Genomic DNA, 21,239 nt, shown 5'->3' with positions numbered 1-21,239 from the left:
GGCTTTTTTGTGCCCGTTACGCAGCTTGCTTACATGCGCGAGATCTGGCCGTTGTCGATGCGCACGCGGTCGCCGATGCGCAGGTCGCCCGGGCTCTGGACGTCGAAGGCGCGGAAGCCGCCGCGGTCGGTCTGCACTGACACCCGATAGCTCTCATAGACGCGCGGGCCGTTCTGCTGCGCCTCGATGGTGTTGCCCAACAAGGCACCGCCCACGATGCCCAGCGCGGTGGCCGCCGCACGACCGTTGCCGCGCCCGAACTGGTTGCCGACAACGCCGCCGATGACACCGCCGGCCACGGCGCCACCGCCCGTGGTGCCGGCGCCGGCGGTTTCGCTGCGCAGCACCTCGATGTTGGCCACGTGGCCGTATTCGACATGGGAGGCCTCGCGGTACTGGATGGCTTGCGGCGGCGCCTGGTAGGGGTAGCGCGAAGTCTGGTAGACCGGCACCGGGGCAACGCACGCCGTGAGCGTGGCGAGAGCCAGCACGGAGGCGGTGATGGATACGAAGCGCATTGAGATCTTCATGTTGAGAGGCTCCTCGAATAGAACGGCGCGTGAAAGTGCGCCTGCCTGTGACTAACGTCGCAACTTTCGCTGCGATGACACTGGACACAAGCTGAAACTTTCGAGCGCGCTGGCCCTGCGGCGGTTCCGTTCTTTACCCCTCGCTTACCTGCCGGTTACTCAGGCTCCCTTCAGCTTTGTCTGCTGATGCGCCCTCACGGGCTCAGTGCTTGCCGGTGGAGCCGTAGCCGCCCTCGCCGCGCTGCGACGCCGCAAATTCCGTGACCACCCGGAACTGGGCCTGCACCACCGGCACGATCACCAGCTGCGCGAGCCGCTCCATCGGCTGGAGCACGAAGGGCGTGTCGCTGCGGTTCCAGGCGCTGATCTTGAGTTCGCCCTGGTAGTCGCTGTCGATCAGGCCAACCAGATTGCCCAGCACGATGCCGTGCTTGTGACCCAGGCCCGAGCGCGGCAGGATGAGCGCCGCGAAGGCCGGATCCGCCAGGTGGATCGAGATGCCGGTGCCCACCAGTTGCCAGGCATTGGGTTCCAGCGTGATGGGAGCATCGAGACAGGCCCGAAGGTCGAGGCCGGCGCTTCCGGGCGTGGCATACGTGGGCAATTGATCCACCATGCGTGGATCGAGGATACGGACGTCGACTTTCACTTACTTGCCTTGCTTTTGTTGCTGTTCTCTTTGCTTGCGGGCGGCCTCTTCGAGCACTTGCTGCCACTTGGCCACACCCGGCGTCAACTTCAAACCCTTGAAGAAACTCTTGCCGAACCAGAGCGCCACGCCGACCGCCAGAACCAGCACGAAGAACGGCACGCCGGCCACCCAGAGCACCACGAACAGCAGCGCACCCACGCCGCCCAGCACCTTGAGCATCGTGGGCCCGATCAAGGACGTGGCCCCCTCGCCATTCGATGACTCGCGCCGTTGGGCTGCCGTGGCCGCGGGGCCTTGGGCGCCGGGACCAGGCGTCATGCCGACGTCCAGCCCGTGCTCGCCCGACTGCGCCACGCGCCCGGGCTGCGCGGCCCGTGCCGAGAGCTGCTCCACGTAGCGGGCAAAGTCGCCATTGGGCGGTGTATTCGATTCGGTGTTCATCAGACGCTCCAGTCGGGAAGTCGCGCGGCGATCTCGGTCATCAGTTCACGCGCCAGCGTGAGCTTGGATGCGCGGGGAAGCTCGCGCACGCCCTGGGCGTCCACGAGCAGCAGTGCGTTGTCGTCCTGACCGAAGGTCAGCGGTCCGATGTTGCCGACCAGGAGCGGAATGCCCTTGCGCTCGCGCTTGGCCTTGGCGTGTTCGACGAGGTTCTCGCTCTCGGCCGCGAAGCCGACGCAGAACAGTTTTTTGGCCTGGGCGCGCTCGCTCTTGGCGACCGTGAGCAGGATGTCGGCGTTCTCGACGAAATCGAGCACCGGCGTCTTGCCGCTGCCGTCCTTCTTGATCTTCTGGTCGCTGTGGGTGGCCGGGCGCCAGTCGGCGACGGCGGCTGTCGCTACAAAAATGCTAGCACCTTGAGCAGCGCGGGTGGTGGCTTCGAACATGTCCTGCGCGGAGAGCACATCGACGCGGGTCACGCCGCGCGGCGTCGGCAGATGCACCGGGCCGGCCACCAGCGTGACCTCGGCGCCCGCCTCGCGAGCTGCACGGGCGATGGCAAAGCCCATCTTGCCGGACGAGTGGTTGGTGATGCCGCGAATCGGATCGAGCGCCTCGAAGGTCGGACCCGCGGTGACCAGCACTTTCTGCCCCGCCAGCAGCTTGGGCTGGAAGAAGGCGGTGATGTCCTCGAGCAGCTGCGCCGGTTCGAGCATGCGCCCGTCACCCGTCTCCCCGCAGGCCTGCCAGCCGCTGCCCACGCCCAGCACCGTTGCACCGTCGGCCGACACCTGCATCAGGTTGCGCTGGGTGGCCGGGTGGGCCCACATCTCGCGGTTCATGGCCGGGGCGATCAGGAGCGGAATGCGGTCCATCGGCCGGGCCAGGCACATCAGGCTCAGCAGGTCGTCGGATCGGCCCTGCACCAGGCGGGCGATGAAATCGGCACTGCACGGCGCCAGCACGATCGCATCGGCCTCGCGGCTCAGGTTGATGTGCGGCATGTTGTTGGGCTCGCGGGTGTCCCACTGCGAGGTGTAGACCGTGCGCCCCGACAGCGCCTGCATCGTCACCGGAGTGATGAACTGCTCGGCCGCCTCGGTCATCACCACCTGGACGGTAGCCCCCGCCTTCACGAACAGCCGGCACAACTCGGCCGACTTGTAGCAGGCGATGCCGCCCGTGAGGCCGAGGACAAGGTGTTTTCCGGCGAGATCTTGCATGGGCCGTATTGTTGCTCATAGGCCATCGAACAAATGGCAACAAGCCCTTGGTGGGAGGTGTCGCAAAGGGCACACCTATAATCGCAATTTCCCACTGCCCGGATTCACGCATCCGGAACTGGCATGACCAAATTTGTCTTCGTCACCGGTGGTGTCGTATCTTCCCTTGGCAAGGGAATCGCCTCCGCCTCTCTCGCCGCGATCCTCGAATCGCGCGGCCTCCAAGTCACCCTCATCAAGCTGGATCCGTACATCAATGTCGACCCCGGCACGATGTCGCCGTTCCAGCATGGCGAGGTGTTCGTCACCGATGACGGCGCCGAGACCGACCTCGACCTCGGCCACTACGAGCGCTTCATCAACACGCGCATGCGCAAGGCCAACAACTTCACCACCGGCCAGATCTACAAGACCGTGCTCGAGAAGGAGCGCCGCGGCGACTACCTTGGCAAGACGGTGCAGGTGATCCCGCACATCACCAACGAAATCCAGGAATACATCAAGCGCGGCGCCGGCATCGGCACCCCGCACGAGGTCGACGTGGCCATCGTCGAGATCGGCGGCACGGTCGGCGACATCGAGTCGCTGCCCTTCCTCGAAGCCGTGCGCCAGATGAGCCTGCGCAACGGCCCGAACAACTCGGCCTTCGTGCACCTCTCCTACGTGCCCTGGATCGCCGCCGCCGGCGAGCTCAAGACCAAGCCGACGCAGCACACCGCCAAGGAACTGCGCGCCATCGGCATCCAGGCCGACGTGCTGCTGTGCCGCGCCGACCGCCCGATCCCCGACGACGAGCGCGCCAAGATCTCGCTGTTCTCGAACGTGCCCGAATGGGGCGTCATCTCGATGTGGGACGTGGACACCATCTACAAGGTGCCCCGCATGCTGCACGAGCAGGGCCTGGACGGCCTCATCTGCGACAAGCTGCGCATCAACACCCCGCCCGCCAAGCTGCAGCGCTGGGACGACCTGGTCTACGAGGTCGAGCATCCGCAGCAGGAAGTCTCGATCGCCATGGTCGGCAAGTACGTCGACCTGTCGGACAGCTACAAGTCGCTCAACGAGGCGCTGCGCCACGCCGGCATGAAGAACCATGCGCGCGTGAAGATCGACTACATCGACTCCGAGACCATCTCGGCGCAGGACGTCTCGCGCCTCGCGAAATACGACGCCATCCTCGTGCCCGGCGGCTTCGGCCAGCGCGGCGTGGAAGGCAAGATCTCCGCAGCCCGCTTTGCCCGCGAAGGCAAGGTGCCGTACTTGGGCATCTGCCTGGGCATGCAGGTGGCCACCATCGAGTACGCGCGCCACGTGGCGGGCCTGAAGAACGCCAACAGCACCGAGTTCGACCCCGAGACGCCCACCCCCGTGATCGCGCTGATCACCGAGTGGAAGGACGCAGATGGCACCGTGAAGACGCGCGACGCGAAGTCCGACCTCGGCGGCACCATGCGCCTGGGTGCGCAGAGCTCCGACGTCACGCCCGGCACGCTCGCCCACAGCATCTATGGCGACGTGGTCACCGAGCGCCACCGTCACCGCTACGAAGCCAACGTCAATTACCTGGACGAACTGCGCGCCGCCGGCCTCGTGATCTCGGCGCTCACGCAGCGCGAGCACCTGACCGAAATCGTCGAACTGCCGCAGGACGTGCACCCCTGGTTCATGGGCGTGCAGTTCCACCCCGAGTTCAAGTCGACGCCGTGGGGCGGCCACCCGCTCTTCAACGCCTTCATCAAGGCGGCGCTCGAACACAAGGACCAGGGTGCCGGAAGCACCAAGGCCCTGAAGGCCGTCGCATGAAACTTTGCGGATTCGACGTCGGGCTGGACCAACCGTTCTTCCTGATCGCCGGTCCCTGCGTGGTCGAGTCCGAGCAGTTGCAGATGGACACCGCCGGCACGCTGAAGGAAATCACTTCGGCGCTGGGCATTCCGTTCATCTTCAAGAGCAGCTTTGACAAGGCCAACCGTTCTTCGGGCACCAGCTTTCGCGGCCCGGGCCGCGACAAGGGCCTGGAGATCCTGGCCAAGGTCAAGCGCGAGCTCGGCCTGCCCGTGCTGACCGATGTGCACACCATCGAGGACATCGCCGAGGCCGCCAAGGTGATCGACGTGCTGCAGACGCCCGCGTTCCTGTGCCGCCAGACCGACTTCATCCACGCCGCGGCGCAGTCGGGCAAGCCGGTCAACATCAAGAAGGGCCAGTTCCTCGCGCCGCACGACATGAAGAACGTGATCGACAAGGCGCGTGCTGCGGCGAAAGAAGCGGGCCTGGACGAAGACAGCTTCATGGCCTGCGAACGCGGTGCGAGCTTCGGCTACAACAACCTCGTCTCGGACATGCGCGCGCTCGCGATCATGCGCGAGACCAAGGCGCCCGTCGTGTTCGACGCCACGCACTCGGTGCAGCTGCCCGGCGGCCAGGGCACAACCTCGGGCGGCCAGCGCGAGATGGTCCCGGTGCTCTCGCGCGCAGCCGTGGCTGTGGGCGTGGCGGGCCTCTTCATGGAGACGCACCCCGATCCCGCCAAGGCACTGAGCGACGGCCCCAACGCCGTGCCGCTCAAGCACATGAAGGCCCTGCTCGAGACGCTCGTGGCGCTCGACCGGGTCACCAAGAAAAACGCTTTTCTCGAGGACATCTTTCAGCAATGAGCAGCGCCTACATCATCGCCAACGTCGAAGTCACCAACCCGGTGCAGTACGAGGACTACAAGAAGTGGTCCACCGAAGCCATGAAGGCACACGGCGCCGAGGTGTGCGTGCGCGGCGGCAAGGTCGAAGTGCTCGAGGGCGACTGGGCCCCGCAGCGCATCGTGATCCTCAAGTTCCCGAGCGTGGAAGCCGCGAAGAAATTCAATGAGTCGCCCGAATACGGCAAGGCGCGCGAATCGCGCCAGGGCGCCGCGATCATGCGCATGATCGTTGTCGAAGGTCTGTGATCCGTTTTATTTGAGAAAGAGAAAAAGATGAGTGCAATCGTTGACATCGTCGGCCGCGAAATTCTCGACAGCCGAGGCAATCCCACCGTCGAATGCGACGTGCTGCTCGAGTCGGGCACCATGGGCCGCGCGGCCGTGCCTTCGGGCGCATCGACCGGTTCGCGCGAAGCCATCGAGCTGCGCGACGGCGACAAGAGCCGCTATCTCGGCAAGGGCGTGCTCAAGGCGGTGGAGAACATCAACACCGAAATCTCCGAAGCCGTGCTCGGCCTCGATGCCAGCGAACAGGCTTTTCTCGATCGCACGATGATCGACCTGGACGGCACCGACAACAAGGCGCGCCTGGGCGCCAACGCCACCCTCGCCGTCTCGATGGCCGTGGCCCGCGCCGCGGCCGAAGAATCGGGCCTGCCGCTGTACCGCTACTTCGGCGGCATGGGCGGCATGCAGTTGCCGGTGCCGATGATGAACGTCATCAACGGCGGCGCGCACGCCAACAACAGCCTCGATCTGCAGGAATTCATGATCATCCCCGTGGGCGCCAAGAGCTTCCGCGAGGCCGTGCGCTATGGCGCCGAAGTGTTCCATGCCCTGAAGAAGATTCTGGGCGACCGCGGCATCAGCACGGCGGTCGGCGACGAAGGCGGCTTCGCCCCCAGCGTCGAGAGCCACGAAGCGGCCATCCAGCTGATCCTGGAAGCCATCGACAAGGCCGGCTACACCGCGGGCGAACAGATTGCGCTGGGCCTGGACTGCGCCGCCAGCGAGTTCTACAAGGACGGCAAGTACGTGCTGTCCGGCGAGAACCTCTCGCTCTCGGCCGAGAGCTGGACCGACATGCTGGCCAACTGGGTCGACAAGTACCCGATCATCAGCATCGAAGACGGCATGCACGAAGGCGACTGGGACGGCTGGAAGCACCTGACCGAGCGCCTGGGCAAGCGCGTGCAACTGGTGGGCGACGACCTGTTCGTCACCAACACCAAGATCCTGCAGGAGGGCATCGACAAGGGCATCGCCAACTCGATCCTGATCAAGATCAACCAGATCGGCACGCTGACCGAGACCTTCGCCGCCATCGAGATGGCCAAGCGCGCGGGCTACACGGCCGTGATTTCGCACCGCTCGGGTGAAACCGAAGACAGCACCATCGCCGACATCGCGGTGGGCACCAACGCCGGCCAGATCAAGACCGGCTCGCTCTCGCGTTCGGACCGCATCGCCAAGTACAACCAGCTGCTGCGCATCGAAGAAGACCTCGGCGACATCGCCAGCTACCCGGGCCGCGGCGCGTTCTACAACCTCAAGTGATGCCAGCCACCCGGCTCGCCAGGCCGCGCATTTCGCTGTTCCAGCCGGAACAGCGGCGCGGCGGCCTCGGCGCGCAGGTGGCGCAACAGTAGACGCTCATGCGCGCGCGCTTCGTTCCTCCCATCGTTCTGCTGCTCCTGCTGGCCGTTCTGCAGTGGCAGTTGTGGAACGGGCGCGGCAGCGTGCGCGACGTGGCGCAACTGCAGACCAAGCTGACCGACCAGAAGGAGGCCAACGCCAAGGCCACGATCACCAACGAGCGGCTGGCCTCGGAGGTCAACGACCTCAAGGACGGGCTCGAGATGGTCGAAGAACGTGCCCGCGCGGAACTCGGCATGGTCAAGCCGAACGAAGTGTTCGTCCAGATCGCGCACTGACCCTCCACTCCCCCGCCTGCTGATGCCCGAGTTCCTCTCGGCCCCCGCCTTCGCGCTCTGGGGCTCCCCCGTCAGCTGGCTCGAACTCGTGGCCGCGGTCCTGGCGCTCGCGATGGTCGGCTGCAACATGCGCGAGATTCATTGGGGTTGGCCGCTGGCCATCGTCAGTTCGCTGCTCTACGTCGTGGTCTTCGCCAAGGCGCGCATCTATGGCGATGCATCGCTGCAGGTGTTCTTCGCCTGCGTCGCGCTGTGGGGCTGGTTCCAGTGGCTGCGCGGCCATCGCAGCGATGGCAGTGCGTTGCGCGTCAGCCGCCTGTCGTCGCGCGGCATCGCGCTCACCCTCGCGGCCTGCGCCATCGCATGGCCCGCTGTCGCCCTCTTCCTTCGCCGTTTCACCGACACCGACGTGCCGTGGTGGGACGGCTTTTCCACGGGCCTGAGCCTTGTCGGCCAGTTCCTGCTCGGGCGCAAGTTCATCGAGAACTGGCTCGTCTGGCTGGCCGTGAACGTCGTGAGCGTGGGCCTGTTCATCCACAAGGGGCTGTGGCTCACCGTCGGCCTCTATGCCGTGTTCGCCGTGCTCAGCGTGGCCGGCTATTTGGCATGGCGGCAGCGCCTGCCCGCGGCGGAGCGCGCATGACGCCGATGTTGCCAGCCGGCTGCGTCATCGCGGTGCTGGGCGCCGAGAGCACGGGCAAGACCGAGCTGGCGCGCGCCATCGCACAGCGCCTGCAGGAGCGGGGGATTCCGACCACGCTGGTCGGCGAGTACCTGCGCGAATGGTGCGAGCGCGAAGGCCGCACGCCGCGTCCCGACGAGCAGCAGTCCATCGCTCACGAACAGACCCGCCGCATCGACGCCGCCGCCGCAACGGGCGTGGTGATCGCCGACACCACCGCGCTCATGACCGCTGTCTACAGCGAGCAGCTCTTCGACGACCGCTCGCTCTACGCCGACGCGCTCGCGGCCCAACGGCGCTGCGCCATCACGCTGCTCACCGCGTTGGACATCCCCTGGGTCGCCGACGACATGCGCGACGGTCCCCATGCCCGCCAGCCGACCGACACGCTCGTGCGCGCAGCGCTCACGGGCGCGAAGCTCTCGTTCGCCGTCGTGCACGGCACCGGCGGCGAGCGCCTGGCCAACGCATGGAACGCCATCAATTCGATCGCCAACAGCGAAGGCCGCGAAACCCGCGCGCGGGCTCGTGGCAAAGCCGACACAAAGCCCGCCGCATGGACATGGCCTTGCGAGAAGTGTTCCGACCCGGAATGCGAACATCGGCTTTTCACAGACCTGATCGGGCGGCGCGAGTAAGCACGCCGCCCTTCTTTCCCGGAGACCTGATGCCCCTGCACCTCGCCCCGCGCACCGCCTCCCTCTTGCCCCTCTTCGTCGCCGCACTGCTCTCTGCCGGCCCGGCGCTCGCGGCCCCCGTCCCCGCCACCGTCGAGAACGGCACCACTCCCACCGCCTGCGCCGAGGAAGACAACGTCTCCATGGTGCTGCGCGGCGAGGGCATCCGCCACATGCGCATCGAAGCGCTGCAGCCCGACTACTTGGACAAGATCGGCAACGACGTCACCGCGCCCGACTTCTCGGGCTGCAACTTCGACGGCGGCGCGCACCCCACCGACCCGGCGCACCGCTTCAAGAAACGCACTGTGGTGCTGCTGGACAACGCCGAGTGGCGCATCGTCGGCATGACGCTGCCGACCTTCTGGCGGCCGCAGCGCGTGCCAGTGCAGGTGGGTGCGCGCAGCGACCGCGGCTTTCACCTGCTGCAGGTGTTCAAGAAGGAGAACGGCAAGGCGCTCGAGGCGATCGTGCTGTATCCCTCCGACGGCTACTGGCGCCTGAAGCCGCTGCCCGAGGCGCGCTTCGGCGATGGGGTGTACGGCTCGTCGTTCCTGCTCGGCCCGGTCGAACAGGCCGGGCGGCCGGTGGTGAACATCGCGTCGATCCGTGTGGTGCCGAAGCCGCTGGCGATCCATCTGCGCTTTGCGAACGGCGCAAGCGCCGTGGCACGCGTGGACGAGATCAGCCGCAAGCGCACGGCGCTGGACGTGACGCTGTCGAAACCCACCGCCAGCGCGCAACCCTTCGCGGTGCTGCGCTCGATGTACGTCACGCCCGACAACGCCGACATGAGCGAAGTGCGCTGGCAGGAATCACCGAGCGCCGCCTTGCAGGCCAGGCCCTTGCCCGAGGTGAAGTCCTTGCAGGCCACGCAGGTGCGCTTTGGCCGCAGCCTGCCTTCGAAGCACAACACGAGCGCGCCCGATATCGGGTTCAGCGGGTTCGACGACGACGCCCGCCAGGGCGCTGCGCGTTACTGAACGATCGGGCTGCCCGGAATCTGGTCCGTCGGCGGCCTGAAGATCTGCGCCGCATCGATCGCATCGAAGCGGTACTGCTTGCCGCAGAAGTCGCAGCCCACCTCGATGTCGCCGCGCTCGGCGAGGATCTCCTCGGCCTCTTCGACGCCGAGCCCGCGGATCATTTGCGCCACGCGCTCGCGGCCGCAGGTGCAGGCGAAGTGCGGGCCGAGCAAGCCGGCCTGTGGCTCGAAGCGCAGCAGCTTTTCTTCCCAGAAGAGGCGCCGAAGAATGGTCTCGATGTCGAGCGTGAGCAGCTCGTCGCGCGTGAGGCTGGAGGCCAGGATCGAGATGCGGTTGTAGTCCTCGTTGCGGCCGATCTGGTCTTCGTTGGCCTGGTCGCGATCCTTGTCCGACGTGCCTTCGAGGTTGCCCTCGCCCTTCACCGGCAGGCGCTGGATCAGGAGACCCGCGGCTACCTTGTCATCGGCCGCGAGCACCAGCGTGGTGTCGAGTTGCTCGCTCTGCAGCATGTAGTGCTGCAGCACGTCGCTCAGCTTGCCCAGCTTTTCGCCTTCGTCGCCGAAGAGCGGCACGACACCCTGGTACGGCGTGGCGCCCGGGAGCTTGTCCTTCGGGTCGAGCGTGATCGCGCAGCGGCCCTTGTTGCCCACATTGACCATGTCGGGCAGGCGCGCATCGGCCGGCAGGTCGCCGATCACCTTGGCGGTGGCGCGCAGGCTCAGGTCGGGCTTGGCCTCGGCCACGGCCACCTTCACGGGGCCATCGCCGAAGATCTGCAGGATCAGCGCGCCGTTGAACTTGATGTTGGCCTGCATCAGCGTGGCCGCGGCGGTCATTTCACCGAGCAGTTCCGCCACGGGCGGCGGGTATGGGCCGGTGGCAGTGTTGGAGGCGCGCCGCGCAAGGATCTCCTGCCACGCATCTGTCAGGCGCACGATCATGCCGCGCACCGGCAGGCCATCGAACAGGAATTTGTGCAGCTCGCTCAAAACGGATTCTTCTTTCTGTTGGGCCTGCGCGGGGTCAGGCGATTTTCTTGAGGCCTTTCGCGTAGCGAACGGCGTTTTGTACGTAATGCTCGGAACCGTGACGCAGCCGGGCAGCGTCTTCGTCGCTGATCGTGCGCATCACCTTGGCGGGCGAGCCGAAGATGAGGGAATTGTCGGGAAACTCCTTGCCCTCGGTGACCACGCTGCCGGCGCCAACGATCGAATTGCGGCCGATCTTCGCGTTATTCAAGACCACCGCCTGGATGCCGATGAGCGAGTTGTCGCCGATGGTGCAGCCATGCAGCATGACCTGGTGGCCGATGGTGACGTTCTCGCCCACGGTGAGCGGGCTGCCGGGGTCGGAATGCAGCATCGACATGTCCTGCACGTTGCTGTTGCGGCCGATGGTCATGGTCTCGTTGTCGCCGCGCAGCACGGCACCGAACCAGATGCTGGCGTTCTCGCCCAGCTTCACGTTGCCGATCACTTCCGCGCTGTCGGCGACCCAGGCGCCTGTGCCAAGTTGCGGCGCAACGCCGTCGAGTTCGTAGAGGGCCATCGTGGGGTCTCCGGGGGCAAAAACTAGAATTGTAGGGATGCACCCCCGATTGAGCGCGCTGGCCGCGCTGCGACTGACCGATCCTGAACAAAAGGTGGCTGCAACGCGCGCCACCGCGGCACTGGCCGCTACCGATTCCATAGCAACCGATCCGATCCGCACCGACGGCGACGACGTGGACGTGCCGGGCCGCCCGCAACGGCCCGTGCGCGTGTCCGCCACCGCGGTGCAGAAGCGCTCGCCCTTCACGCCCGAAGGCCGCGCGTCGCTGATCCATTCGATCTGCCACATCGAGTTCAATGCGATCAACCTCGCGCTCGACGCGGTCTGGCGCTACGACGGCATGCCCGAGGCCTACTACCGCGACTGGCTGCGCGTGGCCGACGAAGAGGCTTTGCACTTCACGCTGCTGCATGCGCACCTGCAGGGCATGGGCTATCGCTACGGCGATTTCCCGGGCCACGACGGCCTCTGGAACATGTGCGAGAAAACCAAGGACGACGTGCTCGCCCGCATGGCGCTGGTGCCCCGCACGCTGGAGGCGCGCGGGCTTGATGCCACCCCGCTGATCCAGGCAAAGCTCAAGCGCGTCAACACGCCCGATGCGCTGCGCGCGGTGGAAATCCTGGACATCATCCTGCGCGACGAGGTGGGCCACGTCGCCATCGGCAACCACTGGTACCGCTGGCTCTGCGAGCGCGCGGGGCTCGATGCCGAGGCGAACTACCCGGCGCTCGTCGCGCGCTACGACGCGCCGCGGATCAGGCCGCCGTTCAATCTCGAAGCCCGCGAGCGCGCCGGCTTCACCGCCGAAGAACTGCGCGCGCTGACCGACGGCAACTACACATGAACATCAGCACCGAAGCCGCGATTTCCGACCAGACCTTGTCGCGCACCGATCTGCTCGCCTGCCTGCAAGGCCGTGACACGCCCCCGCATTTCGAGCGCTGCAACTTCGATGAAGCGGACCTGTCCCGGCTCGACCTGCGCGGCGTGCAGTTCACGCTGTGCCAGTTCGCCGAAGCATCGTTCGAGCGGGCCCTGCTGTCGGAAACCCGCTGGGCCGGATGCAGGGCGCGCCAGGCCGACTTCGGCCTCGCGGACCTCACGAATGCGCGCTTCCAGGACTGCGATCTCAACAACACGCAGTGGACCCGGGCCAAGCTGGCTTCTGCGCTCTTCACAGGCGTGAAGCTCACCGGCGCGCACTTCGCCGAAGTCTCGGCGCTGGGCATCGTCTTCAAGGACTCGCTGCTGGTCGATGCGCATCTGCGCGGCCTGTCGTTTCGCAAGCAGACGCTCGCGCAACTGGACTTTGCCGAAGCCGACCTCTCGGGCTGCGATTTCCGCGAGTCCGTGTTCGAAGGCGGGAGCCTGCGCAATGCGCACCTGAAGCTCGCGCGTTTCGAAGGTGCGGACCTGCGCGATGCCGACCTGGGCGGCCTGCGGCTGGCGAACGCCGCACAGTTCAAGGGCGCGACCATCTCGCACCGGCAGGCCGCGTCGCTGGTCGAAGAGCTGGGCCTGCGCGTGGTCTGAGTCCGGCGATCAGCCCGGCGCAGGCCGGCTGTGCACCACCAGCTTCGGCGTGAAGTACTGAAGCACCTCGCCGCGCTGGTTGCGCGTCTGGCACCGCATCGTCACCATCGCGCGGCCGGGCTTGGAGCGCGAGGGCGTGATGTCGACCACCTCGCTCACCACATGCAACACGTCGCCGGGCCGCGTCGGCTTGGGCCACTGCAGCTCGCCGCCCGAGCCGATGATGCCGTCGGCCAGCGGCACGCCGCTTTCCACCAGCAGCTTCATCGTGATTGCCGCGGTGTGCCAGCCGCTTGCCGCGAGTCCGCCGAAGAAGGTGTGCTTCGCGGCCTCTTCGTCGGTGTGAAAGGGCTGCGGATCGAACTGCAGCGCGAAGGCCTTGATCTGCGTCACGTCGAGTGTGTGCTCGCCGCTCTGGAAACGGTCGCCGACCGACAGGTCTTCGAGGTACAGCGCGCGCTTGGCGCCTGTGTCAGTGGGTGCGGCCATGAGGTCTCCTTGTCGTGCCTTCGCGCATTCTCAACTTTCCGTCAGACGCGCTCGAGGATGGTCGCGATGCCCTGTCCGCCGCCGATGCACTGCGTGGCCAGCGCGTAGCGGCCCTTTTCGCGCACCAGCAGCGACGCCGCCTTGCCCGTGATGCGCGCGCCGGTCGCGCCCAGCGGATGGCCGATCGAGAGGCCGCCGCCGTCGAGGTTGATCTTCGCCGGGTCGAGGCCCAGGTCGCGCATGCACGCGAGCGCCTGCGACGAGAAGGCTTCATTGATCTCGATCACATCGAGGTCCGCCGCGCTCAGCCCGGCGCGTGCGAGCGCCTTGCGGGTCGCGGGGATCGGGCCGATGCCCATGACGGCCGGGTTCACGCCCACGGTCGCGAACGACTTGATGCGCGCGAGCATCTGCAGGCCGTGCTTTGCGGCGAAGGCGTCGCTGGTCACGAGCACGACGGCCGCGCCGTCGGTGAGCGGCGACGAGGTGCCGGCCGTCACCACGCCATCGGGGCGGAACGCGGGCTTGAGGTTGGCCAGCGCTTCGGCCGAGGTGCTCGGGCGGATGCAGCCGTCCGCATCGACCACATCGCCCGAGGCCAGGCGCACCGGCACGATCTCGCCGGCCAACCGTCCCTCTGCGCGCGCGGCGGCCGCCTTGCGGTGCGATTCGACCGCGAACGCCTCCTGGTCGGCGCGGCTCACGTTCCAGCGCTGCGCGACGTTCTCGGCGGTCTCGCCCATCGAGATGTAGGCGTCGGTGTTGGCCAGCAGCTCGGGACTGGGTGAGAAGTTGAAGCCGCCCTGCGGCACCATCGTCATCGACTCCACGCCGATGCACAGGAAGGCCTCGCCCATGCCCGCCTCGATCTGCGCCGCAGCGATGTGCACGGCCTGCATCGACGAGCCGCAGAAGCGGTTCACCGTCATGCCGCCCACCTCGTGCGGCAGCCCGGCCAGCAGGCCGACGATGCGCGCGACGTTGTTGCCCTGCGAGGCCTCGGGATAGGCGCAGCCCAAGATGATGTCTTCGAGCAGCGCAGGGTCGAGGTCGGTGCGTTGCAGCAGGCCCTTGACCACACCGGCGGCCAGCGTGTCGGGGCGCACCTCGGCGAGTGCGCCTTTCTTGGCGAAGTGGAAGGGCGAGCGGGCGTAGGCGGAAATGACGGCTTTCATGAAGATGCTCCTTGGGAAAACTACCATCCAATCGGTAGGCTATGGGATCAAAAAATAAGCACGCCTGGCGTGCCTGCGTGCCGCCCGGCCATCAGCCGGGCAATGAACTCCTGAGTTGCGCGATGGCTTCGTCGAAGTCTTCGACGCGCCCCGTCATGCGCGAGGCGAGCAGCGCACCCTGGCAAACCGAGAACACATAGCCGGCCTGCGCAGCGACCGAAGAGGCACCTGTCTTTCGCGCCCCTGCCGGCGCCAGCGCGCCCAACACCCCGGTGAGCCACAGCACCTGCGTGCGGCGCAGCTCCTGCACGGCCTGGCGCAATTCTTCGTTGATGCAGTCCCATCCGGGCGTCAGCGACCCTGCGGGGCACATGCCGGAGCCGGCCTTGAGCGTGTTGCGGTACATGCGGAAATAAGAGTCGAGCGCCTCTTTCGGCGTGCGCTCCCGGGCCGCATCCCACTCATTGAAGAGTTGGGTGGCCTGCCGGATCACGGCGATGCCCAATGCTTCCTTGGTCGGAAAGTGGTGGTACAGGCTCGCCTTGCGAATTCCGACCGCATCGGCCACGTCCTGGAAGCTGAAGCCCAGGTACGAACGGGTTTCGATCAGGCCGCGCGCCACACCGAGGATCTGGTCCCGGGTGCTGCCGGTGGCAAGGGTGGCGATGGCGCTGGTCATCTACCTACTATAAGGTAGGGAAATTCCAACCGCAAGCCGCAGGGTCAATCGTCAATCGGCCTTGATGTTCGCGGCCTTCACGATGCGACCGTTGCTCTCGAACTCCGAGGCGATCTCCTTGGCGAAGGCCGCGGCCGTGCCGCCGGTCGGCACGTTGTCGGTGGCCGTGAGCTTGGCGCGCAGCTCGGGGCTGGCCAGGGCCTTGTTGATCTCGGCGTTGTACTTCGCGATCAGCGCGGGCGGCGTGGCTGCGGGTGCGAACACGCCGAACAGCGAGTTGATGTTCGCCGCGTTGTAGCCCAGCTCGCCCAGCGTGGGCACCTGCGGCAAGCTCTCGAGCCGCGCCGGCGCACCCACCGCCAGGGGCCGCAACTTGCCCGACTGGATGTGCGAGGTGAGCGTAGGGCTCGCATTGGTCGACAGGATTTCGAACTGCCCGCCTAACGCATCGTTGAGCTGCTGGCCGCCGCCCTTGTAGGGCACATGCGTGATGTCCACGCCCGTTGCCGCCCTCACCTGCTCCAGCACGATGTGCCCGAGCGACGCCGGCCCCGATGTGGCCCAGCGCACCGCGCCCGGCTGCGCCTTGGCATCGGCGATGAGCGCGCGGAAATCCTTCGCCTTGCTCGCCGGCGTGGCGATCAGCAGCACCGGCGAATACATCACGCTCGCGACCGGCGCGATGTCCTTCAATGGATCGAAAGGCAGCTTGCCCAGGTGCGGGCTCAGCACCAGCGGGCTGATGGCCGAGAAGCCCAGCGTCGCGCCATCGGGCGCGGCCTTGGCCACCGCGTCCATGCCGATGGCACCGCTCGCGCCAGCCCGGTTGTCGACGACCACGGTCGTGCCTAGTTGCACGGCGAGCCTGTCGCCCAGCGCACGCGCGACCACGTCGCTCACGCCGCCAGCGGGGTAGGCCACGATGAGGCGCATGGTCTTGGGAACGGTTTGCGCCTGCGCGCCGGCAGCGCAGAGCGCGGCCGCAGCAAGCAGCCACGACGGCTTGAACTTGAAATGCATGTCTGTCTTGAGGAAGGGAATCAGTCGAGTTGCAGCTTGCGCTCGCGAATGAGCCTGGACCACTTCTCATTGTCGGCCTTGACGAAGGCCGCGAACTCGGCCGGCCCGAGCGGATGCACCTCGGCACCGGCGGTCGCGAACTTGGCCTTGATCTCAGGCTGCGCCAGCGCACGAGCCAGCTCGTTCGACAGCCGATCGACCACGTCCTTGGGCATGTTGGCCGGTCCGACCAGCCCCTGGAACCCCACCGACTCCATGCCCGCCAGGCCCAGCTCTTTCACCGTCGGCACATCAGGCAATTGCGGATCGCGCACCGGCCCGGTCACCGCCAGCGCCTTGAGCTTGCCGCCCTTCACCTGCGGCAGCAGCACGCTGCCCGCATCGATGAGGATCTGCGTCTGTCCGCCCAGCAGGTCCTGCACCGCGGGCGCGCTGCCCTTGTAGGGCACGTGGGTCATGTCCAGGCCCGTCACCTGGTTCATCAGTTCGCCGTTCAGGTGCGTCGAGGTGCCGTTGCCGCCCGAGGCGAAGTTGACCTTGCCCGGCTGCCCCTTGGCCCACGCGACGAACTCCTTGAGGTTCTTGGCCGGATGGTCGGGCCGCGTCACCGCGATGTAGCTGCCCTGGCTGATCTGCCCGATGTACGTGAACTGCTTGATCGGGTCGTACGGCGGCTTGCTCTGCAGGTACGGCGCAATGGCGAAGGGGCCCGTGTTGGCCAAGAGCAGCGTGTAGCCGTCGGCCGGCTGGCGCGTGAGTTCGGTGGCCGCGATCATGCCGCTCGCGCCGGGCTTGTAGTCGACCACCAGCTGCTGCTTGAGCGCCTCCTGCAGCGGCACCTGCACCGTGCGCGCCGCGAAGTCGATGCCGCCGCCGGGCGGATAGCCGACGATCAGGCGGATGGGCTTGGCGGTGGGGAAACCTTGCGCCACGGCGAGCCCTGCGGCGGCAGCCAGCGCAACGCCGGCGCAGAGTCTGTTGAAGTTCATGGGGTTGTCTCCTCGAATGAATCAGCGATTCTGAAGCAGGCGCGCCAAGGTCATCGCATTGCCGACCGCCTCGCCGCCCGCCGTGTTGTCCAAGATGCACCAGCACGCGGCGCCCTCCTCGCGCGCGAGTCGCAGACGCGTTGCGAGCCGCTCGAGCAGCGCGTCGTCGTACGCCGACCAGTACCGGCGCGGCGATCCATGCAATCGCAGATAGACGAGACCCGGCCATCCGCCGGGCGCCGCAGCCTCGTCGAACAGCACCGGATCGGCCAGCACGCGCCCGACCTGAAAGCGCGACAACAGCGATTCGGCCGCGGGCACGAACCAACTGCGATGCCTTGGCTCCAGCACCACCGGTCCGGCGTGCCTCTGCCGCACGTCGGCGAGAAACCGCAGGACGACATCAGCATCGAACGCAAGGCTCGGCGGCAGTTGCACGACAAGGCACCCGAGCCTGTCGCCCAAGCCCTCCGCCTGCGCAAGGAATTCATCGAAGGCCGGCATCGCACCGGCCAGCCGCCGCTCATGCGTGATGGTCTTCGGCAGCTTCACCGCAAAGCGAAACCCGTCGGGCGTGCTGGTGGCCCAGCGCTCGTAGGTCTCCCGCCGATGCGGCCGGTAGAACGATGTGTCGATTTCCACCGCATCGAAGCGCTGCGCGTAGCGCTCCAGGTGCGAGCCCTCGGCCGGAAACTCTGGCCAGAGGGCGCGCGGCAGGCTCCAACCCGCGCATCCGATGCGCGGCAGCTCGGGAATGATGGACGTCATCCCCCCAATCCTAAGCACCAGGTCCCGCCCAGCGTCGGCGCGCAAGCGCAAGGCCTGAACGACCGCCGATTCAGCCGCGCGGATGGTGCGCTGCGTGCAGCTGCTTCAGGCGCTCGCGCGCCACGTGCGTGTAGATGGTGGTGGTCGAGATGTCGGCATGGCCGAGCAGCAGTTGCACCGCGCGCAGGTCCACGCCGTGGTTCAGCAGATGCGTGGCGAAGGCATGCCGCAAGGTGTGCGGCGACAACGGCACATGGATGCCGGCGGCCGTGGCCTGCTTCTTCACGATGATCCAGAACATCACGCGCGTCATGCCCGCGCCGCGCGCGGTCACGAAGAGGTCGGGCGTCTGCTGGCCATCGAGGATGACGGGGCGCGACTCGTCGAGGTAGCGCTCGATCCAGCGCCGCGCCTCGCCGCCGAAGGGCACGAGGCGCTCCTTGTTGCCCTTGCCGAGCACGCGCAGCACGCCGTCGTTCAGGCTCATGTCGATGACCTTGAGCGCCACCAGTTCGCTCACACGCAAGCCGCTCGCGTACATCACCTCGAGCATCGCGCGGTCGCGCAGGCCCAGCGGCGTCTGGACGTCGGGCGCGGCCAGGAGGTCATCGACCTGCTTCTCCGACAGCGTCTTGATGGCGCGCGGCATCTGCCGCGCAGGCGCGAGCCGGATCGTCGGGTCGGCCGTGATGCGGCGCTCGCGCAGCGCCCATCGGTAGTAGCGCTTGAACACCGTGAGCCGCCGGTTGGCCGAGGTGGCCTTGCCCTTGGTCGAGAGACGCACGCCCATGTAGGCCTGCACGTCGGACTCTTGTGCCGTATCGAGCGCAATACCGCTGCGCTGCTTGCCCAGCCACTGCGAGAACAACGCGAGGTCGCGGCGGTACGCGGCCAGCGTGTTCTTCGAGAGGCCGTCCTCGAGCCAGAGGGCGTCGATGAATTCGTCGATTTCGGGGGTGGGTGCGGCAGCGGCCTCGGTCATGCGATGCAAGATAACAAAAAGAAAAAGCCGCCCGGAGCGCGGGCGGCTTTCGTGGGGCAGAAGCGGATCAGTCGAGCTTCAGGTTCTGCTTCTTCACGACCTGCTTGTAGACCTCGTACTCGGCCTTGATCTGCGCGGAGAACTGCTCGGGTGTGTTGGCCACGATCAGCGAGCCGGTGTCCTCGATGCGCTTCTTCACGGCCGGATCTTCCACCGCTTTCTTCACGCCAGCGGCGATCTTGTCGACCACTTCCTTCGGCAGGCCCTTCGGGCCGAGGATGCCGTAGTAGGCCATGCGGTTCACCGGCTCCAGGCCCACTTCCTTGAAGGTCGGCACGTTCGGCAGCGCGGCCAGGCGCTGGGGCGCCGACACCACGATCGGGATCAGCCGGCCGCTGGTGATGAAGGGCATGGCCGAGGGAATGTTGTCGAACATGATCGGCACCTGGCCGGCCACCACGTCGTTCAGCGCCGGGCCCGCGCCGCGGTACGGGATGTGCGTGACGAAGGTACCGGTGAGACTCTTGTAGAGCTCCATCAGCAGGTGGCCGATGCCGCCCGTGCCCGACGAGGCGTACGAGTACTTGCCGGGGTTCTTCTTGAGCTCGGCGACGAACTCGGCGTAGTTCTTGGCCGGGAAGTTCGGGTTCACCGCAATGATGTTCGGCGTGGCCGCGATGTTGGTGATCGGCGTGAAGTCGTTGATCGGGTCGTACGGCACCTTGGGGTTGATGGCCGGGTTGGCCGCCGTGCTCGAGACCGTGGCCACGCCGAGCTTGTAGCCATCGGGCGTGGCGCGTGCGGTTTCGGCTGCGCCGACGATGCCGCCGCCACCGGCGCGGTTGATCACCACCACCGGCTGGCCCAGGATCTTGCCCAGCGGATCGGAGATCACGCGCGCCACGATGTCCGTCGTGCCGCCCGGAGCGAACGGCACGCTCAGTTCGACCGGCTTGTTGGGATAGCCCTGTGCAAAGCTCTGGCCCGCGACTGCAGCCAGCGCGACTGCGCCCACCAGGGTGCTCCATTGACGACGTTGCATCGAATACTCCTTGATTGATTGCTTTGACTGACGGATGTCGAAAAAAGCGAAGCCCGGATGCTAGCGGCTCGGAGGGCCTCCCCGTGCTCTGGATTACCCATGGTCCGTGCGGTTTATGCTCGAAACGGTGAACTACGCACAGCTGCTTTTCCCCGATTTTTCCCTCATCGCCATCGGCTGGCTCCTGTGCCGCTACACCGCGCTCGATCGCCGCGTGTGGGACCAGGTCGAGAGCCTCGTGTACTACTTTCTTTTTCCGGTGCTGCTGTTCCATTCGATCGTGCGCAGCCCGCTCGACTTCGGTGCCACCTCGAGCCTGCTGACCGCGGGCGTCGGTGTCGGCCTGTGCGGCATCGCGCTGGCCTACGCCCTGCCCTTCGTGCCCGGCATCGGCACACACATCGACCGGCGCGACCACGCCGCCAGCGCGCAGGTCGGGTTCCGCTTCAACTCCTTCATCTGCCTCGCGCTGGCCGACCGGCTCGCGGGCCCTGAGGGCCTCTTGCTCATCGCGGTGCTGATCGGCGTGTGCGTGCCGATGTTCAACATCGCGGCCGTGTGGCCGATGACGCGGCATGCGCAAACCGGCTTCGTGCGCCAGTTGGTGCGCAATCCGCTGATCGTGGCCACGGTGGCGGGGCTGCTGGCGAACGTGCTGGGCTTCACCGTGCCGAACTGGCTCACCCCGACGCTCACGCGCATCGGCGCGGCTTCGCTCGCGCTCGGGCTGCTCGCGGCCGGTGCCGGGATGCAGTTCGCGACGCTCGGGCGCGGCAAGGTACTGGCGGTGTCGGTGCTGGCGATACGGCACCTGATTCTTCCGCTGGTCGCATGGGTGCTCGGGCGGGCGCTGCGGCTCGATGGCGTTCAGGCGTCGGTGCTGATGGCCTTTTCTGCCGTGCCCACGGCCTCGAGCGCCTATGTGCTCGCGGCGCGCATGGGCTACAACGGGCCGTATGTGGCGGGGCTGGTGACGCTGTCGACGGTGCTGGGGGTGGCGAGCCTGCCGTTCGCGCTGGCGTTGCCGCGATAGCGCGCGGGGGCCGCCATGGCCCCCAATCCCGCATCTGCAAATTACTTCGCACTCTTTTCGGCTTTGTCCGACCATGGATGCTGAGCGACCATTGTTTGCAATGGTGCTCGAGCCGCAGGCCTCAGACTTTTTGGACGATCACTCGTCAAGGT

At 66.7% G+C, this 21,239-nt stretch carries 25 protein-coding genes; 11 read left to right on the top strand and 14 right to left on the bottom strand.

Features of this window, described 5'->3' with window-relative positions; translation table 11 throughout:
- Window positions 1–29: 29 nt before the first annotated feature.
- From M2282_RS16845 to coaBC, 4 genes are all read right to left on the bottom strand, one after another.
- Window positions 30–530 carry a glycine zipper 2TM domain-containing protein gene (locus M2282_RS16845; RefSeq protein WP_280809924.1) on the bottom strand — a complete coding sequence of 167 codons (501 nt, stop codon included), beginning with the start codon at window positions 528–530 and terminating at the stop codon, window positions 30–32.
- Window positions 531–732: 202 nt separating this feature from the next.
- Window positions 733–1,179, bottom strand: a complete 447-nt coding sequence (gene dut / locus M2282_RS16840; RefSeq protein WP_280809923.1) for a dUTP diphosphatase — start codon at window positions 1,177–1,179, stop codon at window positions 733–735.
- A complete protein-coding gene (locus M2282_RS16835; protein WP_280809922.1) occupies window positions 1,180–1,623 on the bottom strand; it encodes a hypothetical protein in 444 nt (147 codons plus the stop codon).
- Window positions 1,623–2,846: a bifunctional phosphopantothenoylcysteine decarboxylase/phosphopantothenate--cysteine ligase CoaBC gene (gene coaBC, locus M2282_RS16830; RefSeq protein ID WP_280809921.1), complete on the bottom strand. Its 1,224-nt coding sequence runs from the start codon at window positions 2,844–2,846 to the stop codon at window positions 1,623–1,625. Before coaBC ends, M2282_RS16835 begins: the two co-directional genes overlap by 1 nt.
- 123 nt (window positions 2,847–2,969) lie before the next feature.
- Here coaBC and M2282_RS16825 point away from each other — a divergent pair, with 123 nt between their 5' ends.
- The 8 genes from M2282_RS16825 (at window position 2,970) to M2282_RS16790 (ending at window position 9,820) form a co-directional block, all read left to right on the top strand.
- On the top strand, window positions 2,970–4,649 hold the full coding sequence (locus M2282_RS16825; protein WP_280809920.1) for a CTP synthase: 1,680 nt from the start codon (window positions 2,970–2,972) through the stop codon (window positions 4,647–4,649).
- The gene (gene kdsA, locus M2282_RS16820) at window positions 4,646–5,503 is read left to right on the top strand and encodes a 3-deoxy-8-phosphooctulonate synthase (protein ID WP_280809919.1); all 858 of its coding nucleotides are present in this window, start codon (window positions 4,646–4,648) and stop codon (window positions 5,501–5,503) included. Before M2282_RS16825 ends, kdsA begins: the two co-directional genes overlap by 4 nt.
- Window positions 5,500–5,790: a DUF1330 domain-containing protein gene (locus M2282_RS16815; protein ID WP_280809918.1), complete on the top strand. Its 291-nt coding sequence runs from the start codon at window positions 5,500–5,502 to the stop codon at window positions 5,788–5,790. The genes kdsA and M2282_RS16815 overlap by 4 nt, the downstream gene beginning before the upstream one ends.
- 27 nt (window positions 5,791–5,817) lie before the next feature.
- Window positions 5,818–7,101: a phosphopyruvate hydratase gene (eno, locus tag M2282_RS16810; protein WP_013540608.1), complete on the top strand. Its 1,284-nt coding sequence runs from the start codon at window positions 5,818–5,820 to the stop codon at window positions 7,099–7,101.
- Window positions 7,102–7,199: 98 nt separating this feature from the next.
- The gene (gene ftsB, locus M2282_RS16805; protein ID WP_042579475.1) at window positions 7,200–7,478 is read left to right on the top strand and encodes a cell division protein FtsB; all 279 of its coding nucleotides are present in this window, start codon (window positions 7,200–7,202) and stop codon (window positions 7,476–7,478) included.
- A gap of 22 nt (window positions 7,479–7,500) precedes the next feature.
- The gene (pnuC, locus tag M2282_RS16800; protein WP_280809917.1) at window positions 7,501–8,121 is read left to right on the top strand and encodes a nicotinamide riboside transporter PnuC; all 621 of its coding nucleotides are present in this window, start codon (window positions 7,501–7,503) and stop codon (window positions 8,119–8,121) included.
- Complete coding sequence (locus M2282_RS16795) at window positions 8,118–8,798, top strand: ATP-binding protein (RefSeq protein WP_280809916.1); 681 nt, start codon at window positions 8,118–8,120, stop codon at window positions 8,796–8,798. The genes pnuC and M2282_RS16795 overlap by 4 nt, the downstream gene beginning before the upstream one ends.
- Before the next feature lie 29 nt (window positions 8,799–8,827).
- Complete coding sequence (locus tag M2282_RS16790) at window positions 8,828–9,820, top strand: hypothetical protein (RefSeq protein WP_280809915.1); 993 nt, start codon at window positions 8,828–8,830, stop codon at window positions 9,818–9,820.
- On the opposite strand, the gene M2282_RS16785 is transcribed toward M2282_RS16790, so the two are convergent.
- Window positions 9,814–10,812 (bottom strand): Hsp33 family molecular chaperone HslO, encoded by a 999-nt coding sequence (locus M2282_RS16785; RefSeq protein WP_280809914.1) that lies wholly within the window; start codon window positions 10,810–10,812, stop codon window positions 9,814–9,816. The two genes, M2282_RS16790 and M2282_RS16785, sit on opposite strands and share 7 nt — an antisense overlap.
- A 34-nt stretch (window positions 10,813–10,846) precedes the next feature.
- Window positions 10,847–11,371, bottom strand: coding sequence for a gamma carbonic anhydrase family protein (locus M2282_RS16780; RefSeq protein ID WP_280809913.1), 525 nt, complete (start codon window positions 11,369–11,371; stop codon window positions 10,847–10,849).
- 37 nt (window positions 11,372–11,408) lie between these two features.
- Here M2282_RS16780 and M2282_RS16775 point away from each other — a divergent pair, with 37 nt between their 5' ends.
- Together M2282_RS16775 and M2282_RS16770 are read left to right on the top strand one after the other, a co-directional pair.
- Window positions 11,409–12,221 carry a ferritin-like domain-containing protein gene (locus tag M2282_RS16775; protein ID WP_280809912.1) on the top strand — a complete coding sequence of 271 codons (813 nt, stop codon included), beginning with the start codon at window positions 11,409–11,411 and terminating at the stop codon, window positions 12,219–12,221.
- Window positions 12,218–12,910, top strand: a complete 693-nt coding sequence (locus tag M2282_RS16770; RefSeq protein WP_280809911.1) for a pentapeptide repeat-containing protein — start codon at window positions 12,218–12,220, stop codon at window positions 12,908–12,910. The genes M2282_RS16775 and M2282_RS16770 overlap by 4 nt, the downstream gene beginning before the upstream one ends.
- A 9-nt stretch (window positions 12,911–12,919) precedes the next feature.
- Here M2282_RS16770 and M2282_RS16765 read toward each other — a convergent pair whose 3' ends face one another.
- The 8 genes from M2282_RS16765 to M2282_RS16730 all read right to left on the bottom strand — a co-directional run bounded on the left by M2282_RS16765 (window position 12,920) and on the right by M2282_RS16730 (window position 20,054).
- Window positions 12,920–13,399 (bottom strand): MaoC family dehydratase, encoded by a 480-nt coding sequence (locus tag M2282_RS16765; protein WP_280809910.1) that lies wholly within the window; start codon window positions 13,397–13,399, stop codon window positions 12,920–12,922.
- A 41-nt stretch (window positions 13,400–13,440) separates the two neighbouring features.
- Window positions 13,441–14,574 carry a thiolase family protein gene (locus M2282_RS16760; protein WP_280809909.1) on the bottom strand — a complete coding sequence of 378 codons (1,134 nt, stop codon included), beginning with the start codon at window positions 14,572–14,574 and terminating at the stop codon, window positions 13,441–13,443.
- 91 nt (window positions 14,575–14,665) lie between these two features.
- A complete protein-coding gene (locus tag M2282_RS16755) occupies window positions 14,666–15,253 on the bottom strand; it encodes a TetR/AcrR family transcriptional regulator (protein ID WP_280809908.1) in 588 nt (195 codons plus the stop codon).
- A 51-nt stretch (window positions 15,254–15,304) separates the two neighbouring features.
- Window positions 15,305–16,273 carry a Bug family tripartite tricarboxylate transporter substrate binding protein gene (locus M2282_RS16750; RefSeq protein ID WP_280809907.1) on the bottom strand — a complete coding sequence of 323 codons (969 nt, stop codon included), beginning with the start codon at window positions 16,271–16,273 and terminating at the stop codon, window positions 15,305–15,307.
- Between the two features lie 20 nt (window positions 16,274–16,293).
- Window positions 16,294–17,262: a Bug family tripartite tricarboxylate transporter substrate binding protein gene (locus M2282_RS16745; RefSeq protein ID WP_280809906.1), complete on the bottom strand. Its 969-nt coding sequence runs from the start codon at window positions 17,260–17,262 to the stop codon at window positions 16,294–16,296.
- A gap of 21 nt (window positions 17,263–17,283) precedes the next feature.
- Window positions 17,284–18,030, bottom strand: a complete 747-nt coding sequence (locus tag M2282_RS16740) for a DUF72 domain-containing protein (protein WP_280809905.1) — start codon at window positions 18,028–18,030, stop codon at window positions 17,284–17,286.
- A 70-nt stretch (window positions 18,031–18,100) separates the two neighbouring features.
- On the bottom strand, window positions 18,101–19,012 hold the full coding sequence (xerD, locus tag M2282_RS16735; RefSeq protein WP_280809904.1) for a site-specific tyrosine recombinase XerD: 912 nt from the start codon (window positions 19,010–19,012) through the stop codon (window positions 18,101–18,103).
- Between the two features lie 67 nt (window positions 19,013–19,079).
- The gene (locus M2282_RS16730) at window positions 19,080–20,054 is read right to left on the bottom strand and encodes a tripartite tricarboxylate transporter substrate binding protein BugE (protein WP_280809903.1); all 975 of its coding nucleotides are present in this window, start codon (window positions 20,052–20,054) and stop codon (window positions 19,080–19,082) included.
- A 115-nt stretch (window positions 20,055–20,169) separates the two neighbouring features.
- On the opposite strand from M2282_RS16730, the gene M2282_RS16725 reads away from it, so the two are divergent.
- Window positions 20,170–21,087 (top strand): AEC family transporter, encoded by a 918-nt coding sequence (locus tag M2282_RS16725; protein WP_280809902.1) that lies wholly within the window; start codon window positions 20,170–20,172, stop codon window positions 21,085–21,087.
- The last annotated feature ends 152 nt before the right edge of the window (window positions 21,088–21,239 follow it).

The organism is Variovorax boronicumulans (assembly GCF_029892485.1).
GTDB lineage: Bacteria > Pseudomonadota > Gammaproteobacteria > Burkholderiales > Burkholderiaceae_C > Variovorax > Variovorax boronicumulans_B.
Note: the sequence above shows the minus strand (reverse complement) of the source record. Positions and strands in the feature narration are given on the sequence as shown.

Bases quoted from the DNA above. Each gene is read 5' to 3' on its own strand.
- M2282_RS16845 (WP_280809924.1), bottom strand. From the start codon at position 530: ATGAAGATCTCAATGCGCTTCGTATCCATCACCGCCTCCGTGCTGGCT.
- M2282_RS16835 (WP_280809922.1), bottom strand. From the start codon at position 1,623: ATGAACACCGAATCGAATACACCGCCCAATGGCGACTTTGCCCGCTAC.
- coaBC (WP_280809921.1), bottom strand. From the start codon at position 2,846: ATGCAAGATCTCGCCGGAAAACACCTTGTCCTCGGCCTCACGGGCGGC.
- M2282_RS16825 (WP_280809920.1), top strand. From the start codon at position 2,970: ATGACCAAATTTGTCTTCGTCACCGGTGGTGTCGTATCTTCCCTTGGC.
- kdsA (WP_280809919.1), top strand. From the start codon at position 4,646: ATGAAACTTTGCGGATTCGACGTCGGGCTGGACCAACCGTTCTTCCTG.
- M2282_RS16815 (WP_280809918.1), top strand. From the start codon at position 5,500: ATGAGCAGCGCCTACATCATCGCCAACGTCGAAGTCACCAACCCGGTG.
- eno (WP_013540608.1), top strand. From the start codon at position 5,818: ATGAGTGCAATCGTTGACATCGTCGGCCGCGAAATTCTCGACAGCCGA.
- ftsB (WP_042579475.1), top strand. From the start codon at position 7,200: ATGCGCGCGCGCTTCGTTCCTCCCATCGTTCTGCTGCTCCTGCTGGCC.
- pnuC (WP_280809917.1), top strand. From the start codon at position 7,501: ATGCCCGAGTTCCTCTCGGCCCCCGCCTTCGCGCTCTGGGGCTCCCCC.
- M2282_RS16795 (WP_280809916.1), top strand. From the start codon at position 8,118: ATGACGCCGATGTTGCCAGCCGGCTGCGTCATCGCGGTGCTGGGCGCC.
- M2282_RS16790 (WP_280809915.1), top strand. From the start codon at position 8,828: ATGCCCCTGCACCTCGCCCCGCGCACCGCCTCCCTCTTGCCCCTCTTC.
- M2282_RS16780 (WP_280809913.1), bottom strand. From the start codon at position 11,371: ATGGCCCTCTACGAACTCGACGGCGTTGCGCCGCAACTTGGCACAGGC.
- M2282_RS16775 (WP_280809912.1), top strand. From the start codon at position 11,409: ATGCACCCCCGATTGAGCGCGCTGGCCGCGCTGCGACTGACCGATCCT.
- M2282_RS16770 (WP_280809911.1), top strand. From the start codon at position 12,218: ATGAACATCAGCACCGAAGCCGCGATTTCCGACCAGACCTTGTCGCGC.
- M2282_RS16765 (WP_280809910.1), bottom strand. From the start codon at position 13,399: ATGGCCGCACCCACTGACACAGGCGCCAAGCGCGCGCTGTACCTCGAA.
- M2282_RS16760 (WP_280809909.1), bottom strand. From the start codon at position 14,574: ATGAAAGCCGTCATTTCCGCCTACGCCCGCTCGCCCTTCCACTTCGCC.
- M2282_RS16755 (WP_280809908.1), bottom strand. From the start codon at position 15,253: ATGACCAGCGCCATCGCCACCCTTGCCACCGGCAGCACCCGGGACCAG.
- M2282_RS16750 (WP_280809907.1), bottom strand. From the start codon at position 16,273: ATGCATTTCAAGTTCAAGCCGTCGTGGCTGCTTGCTGCGGCCGCGCTC.
- M2282_RS16745 (WP_280809906.1), bottom strand. From the start codon at position 17,262: ATGAACTTCAACAGACTCTGCGCCGGCGTTGCGCTGGCTGCCGCCGCA.
- M2282_RS16740 (WP_280809905.1), bottom strand. From the start codon at position 18,030: ATGACGTCCATCATTCCCGAGCTGCCGCGCATCGGATGCGCGGGTTGG.
- xerD (WP_280809904.1), bottom strand. From the start codon at position 19,012: ATGACCGAGGCCGCTGCCGCACCCACCCCCGAAATCGACGAATTCATC.
- M2282_RS16730 (WP_280809903.1), bottom strand. From the start codon at position 20,054: ATGCAACGTCGTCAATGGAGCACCCTGGTGGGCGCAGTCGCGCTGGCT.
- M2282_RS16725 (WP_280809902.1), top strand. From the start codon at position 20,170: ATGCTCGAAACGGTGAACTACGCACAGCTGCTTTTCCCCGATTTTTCC.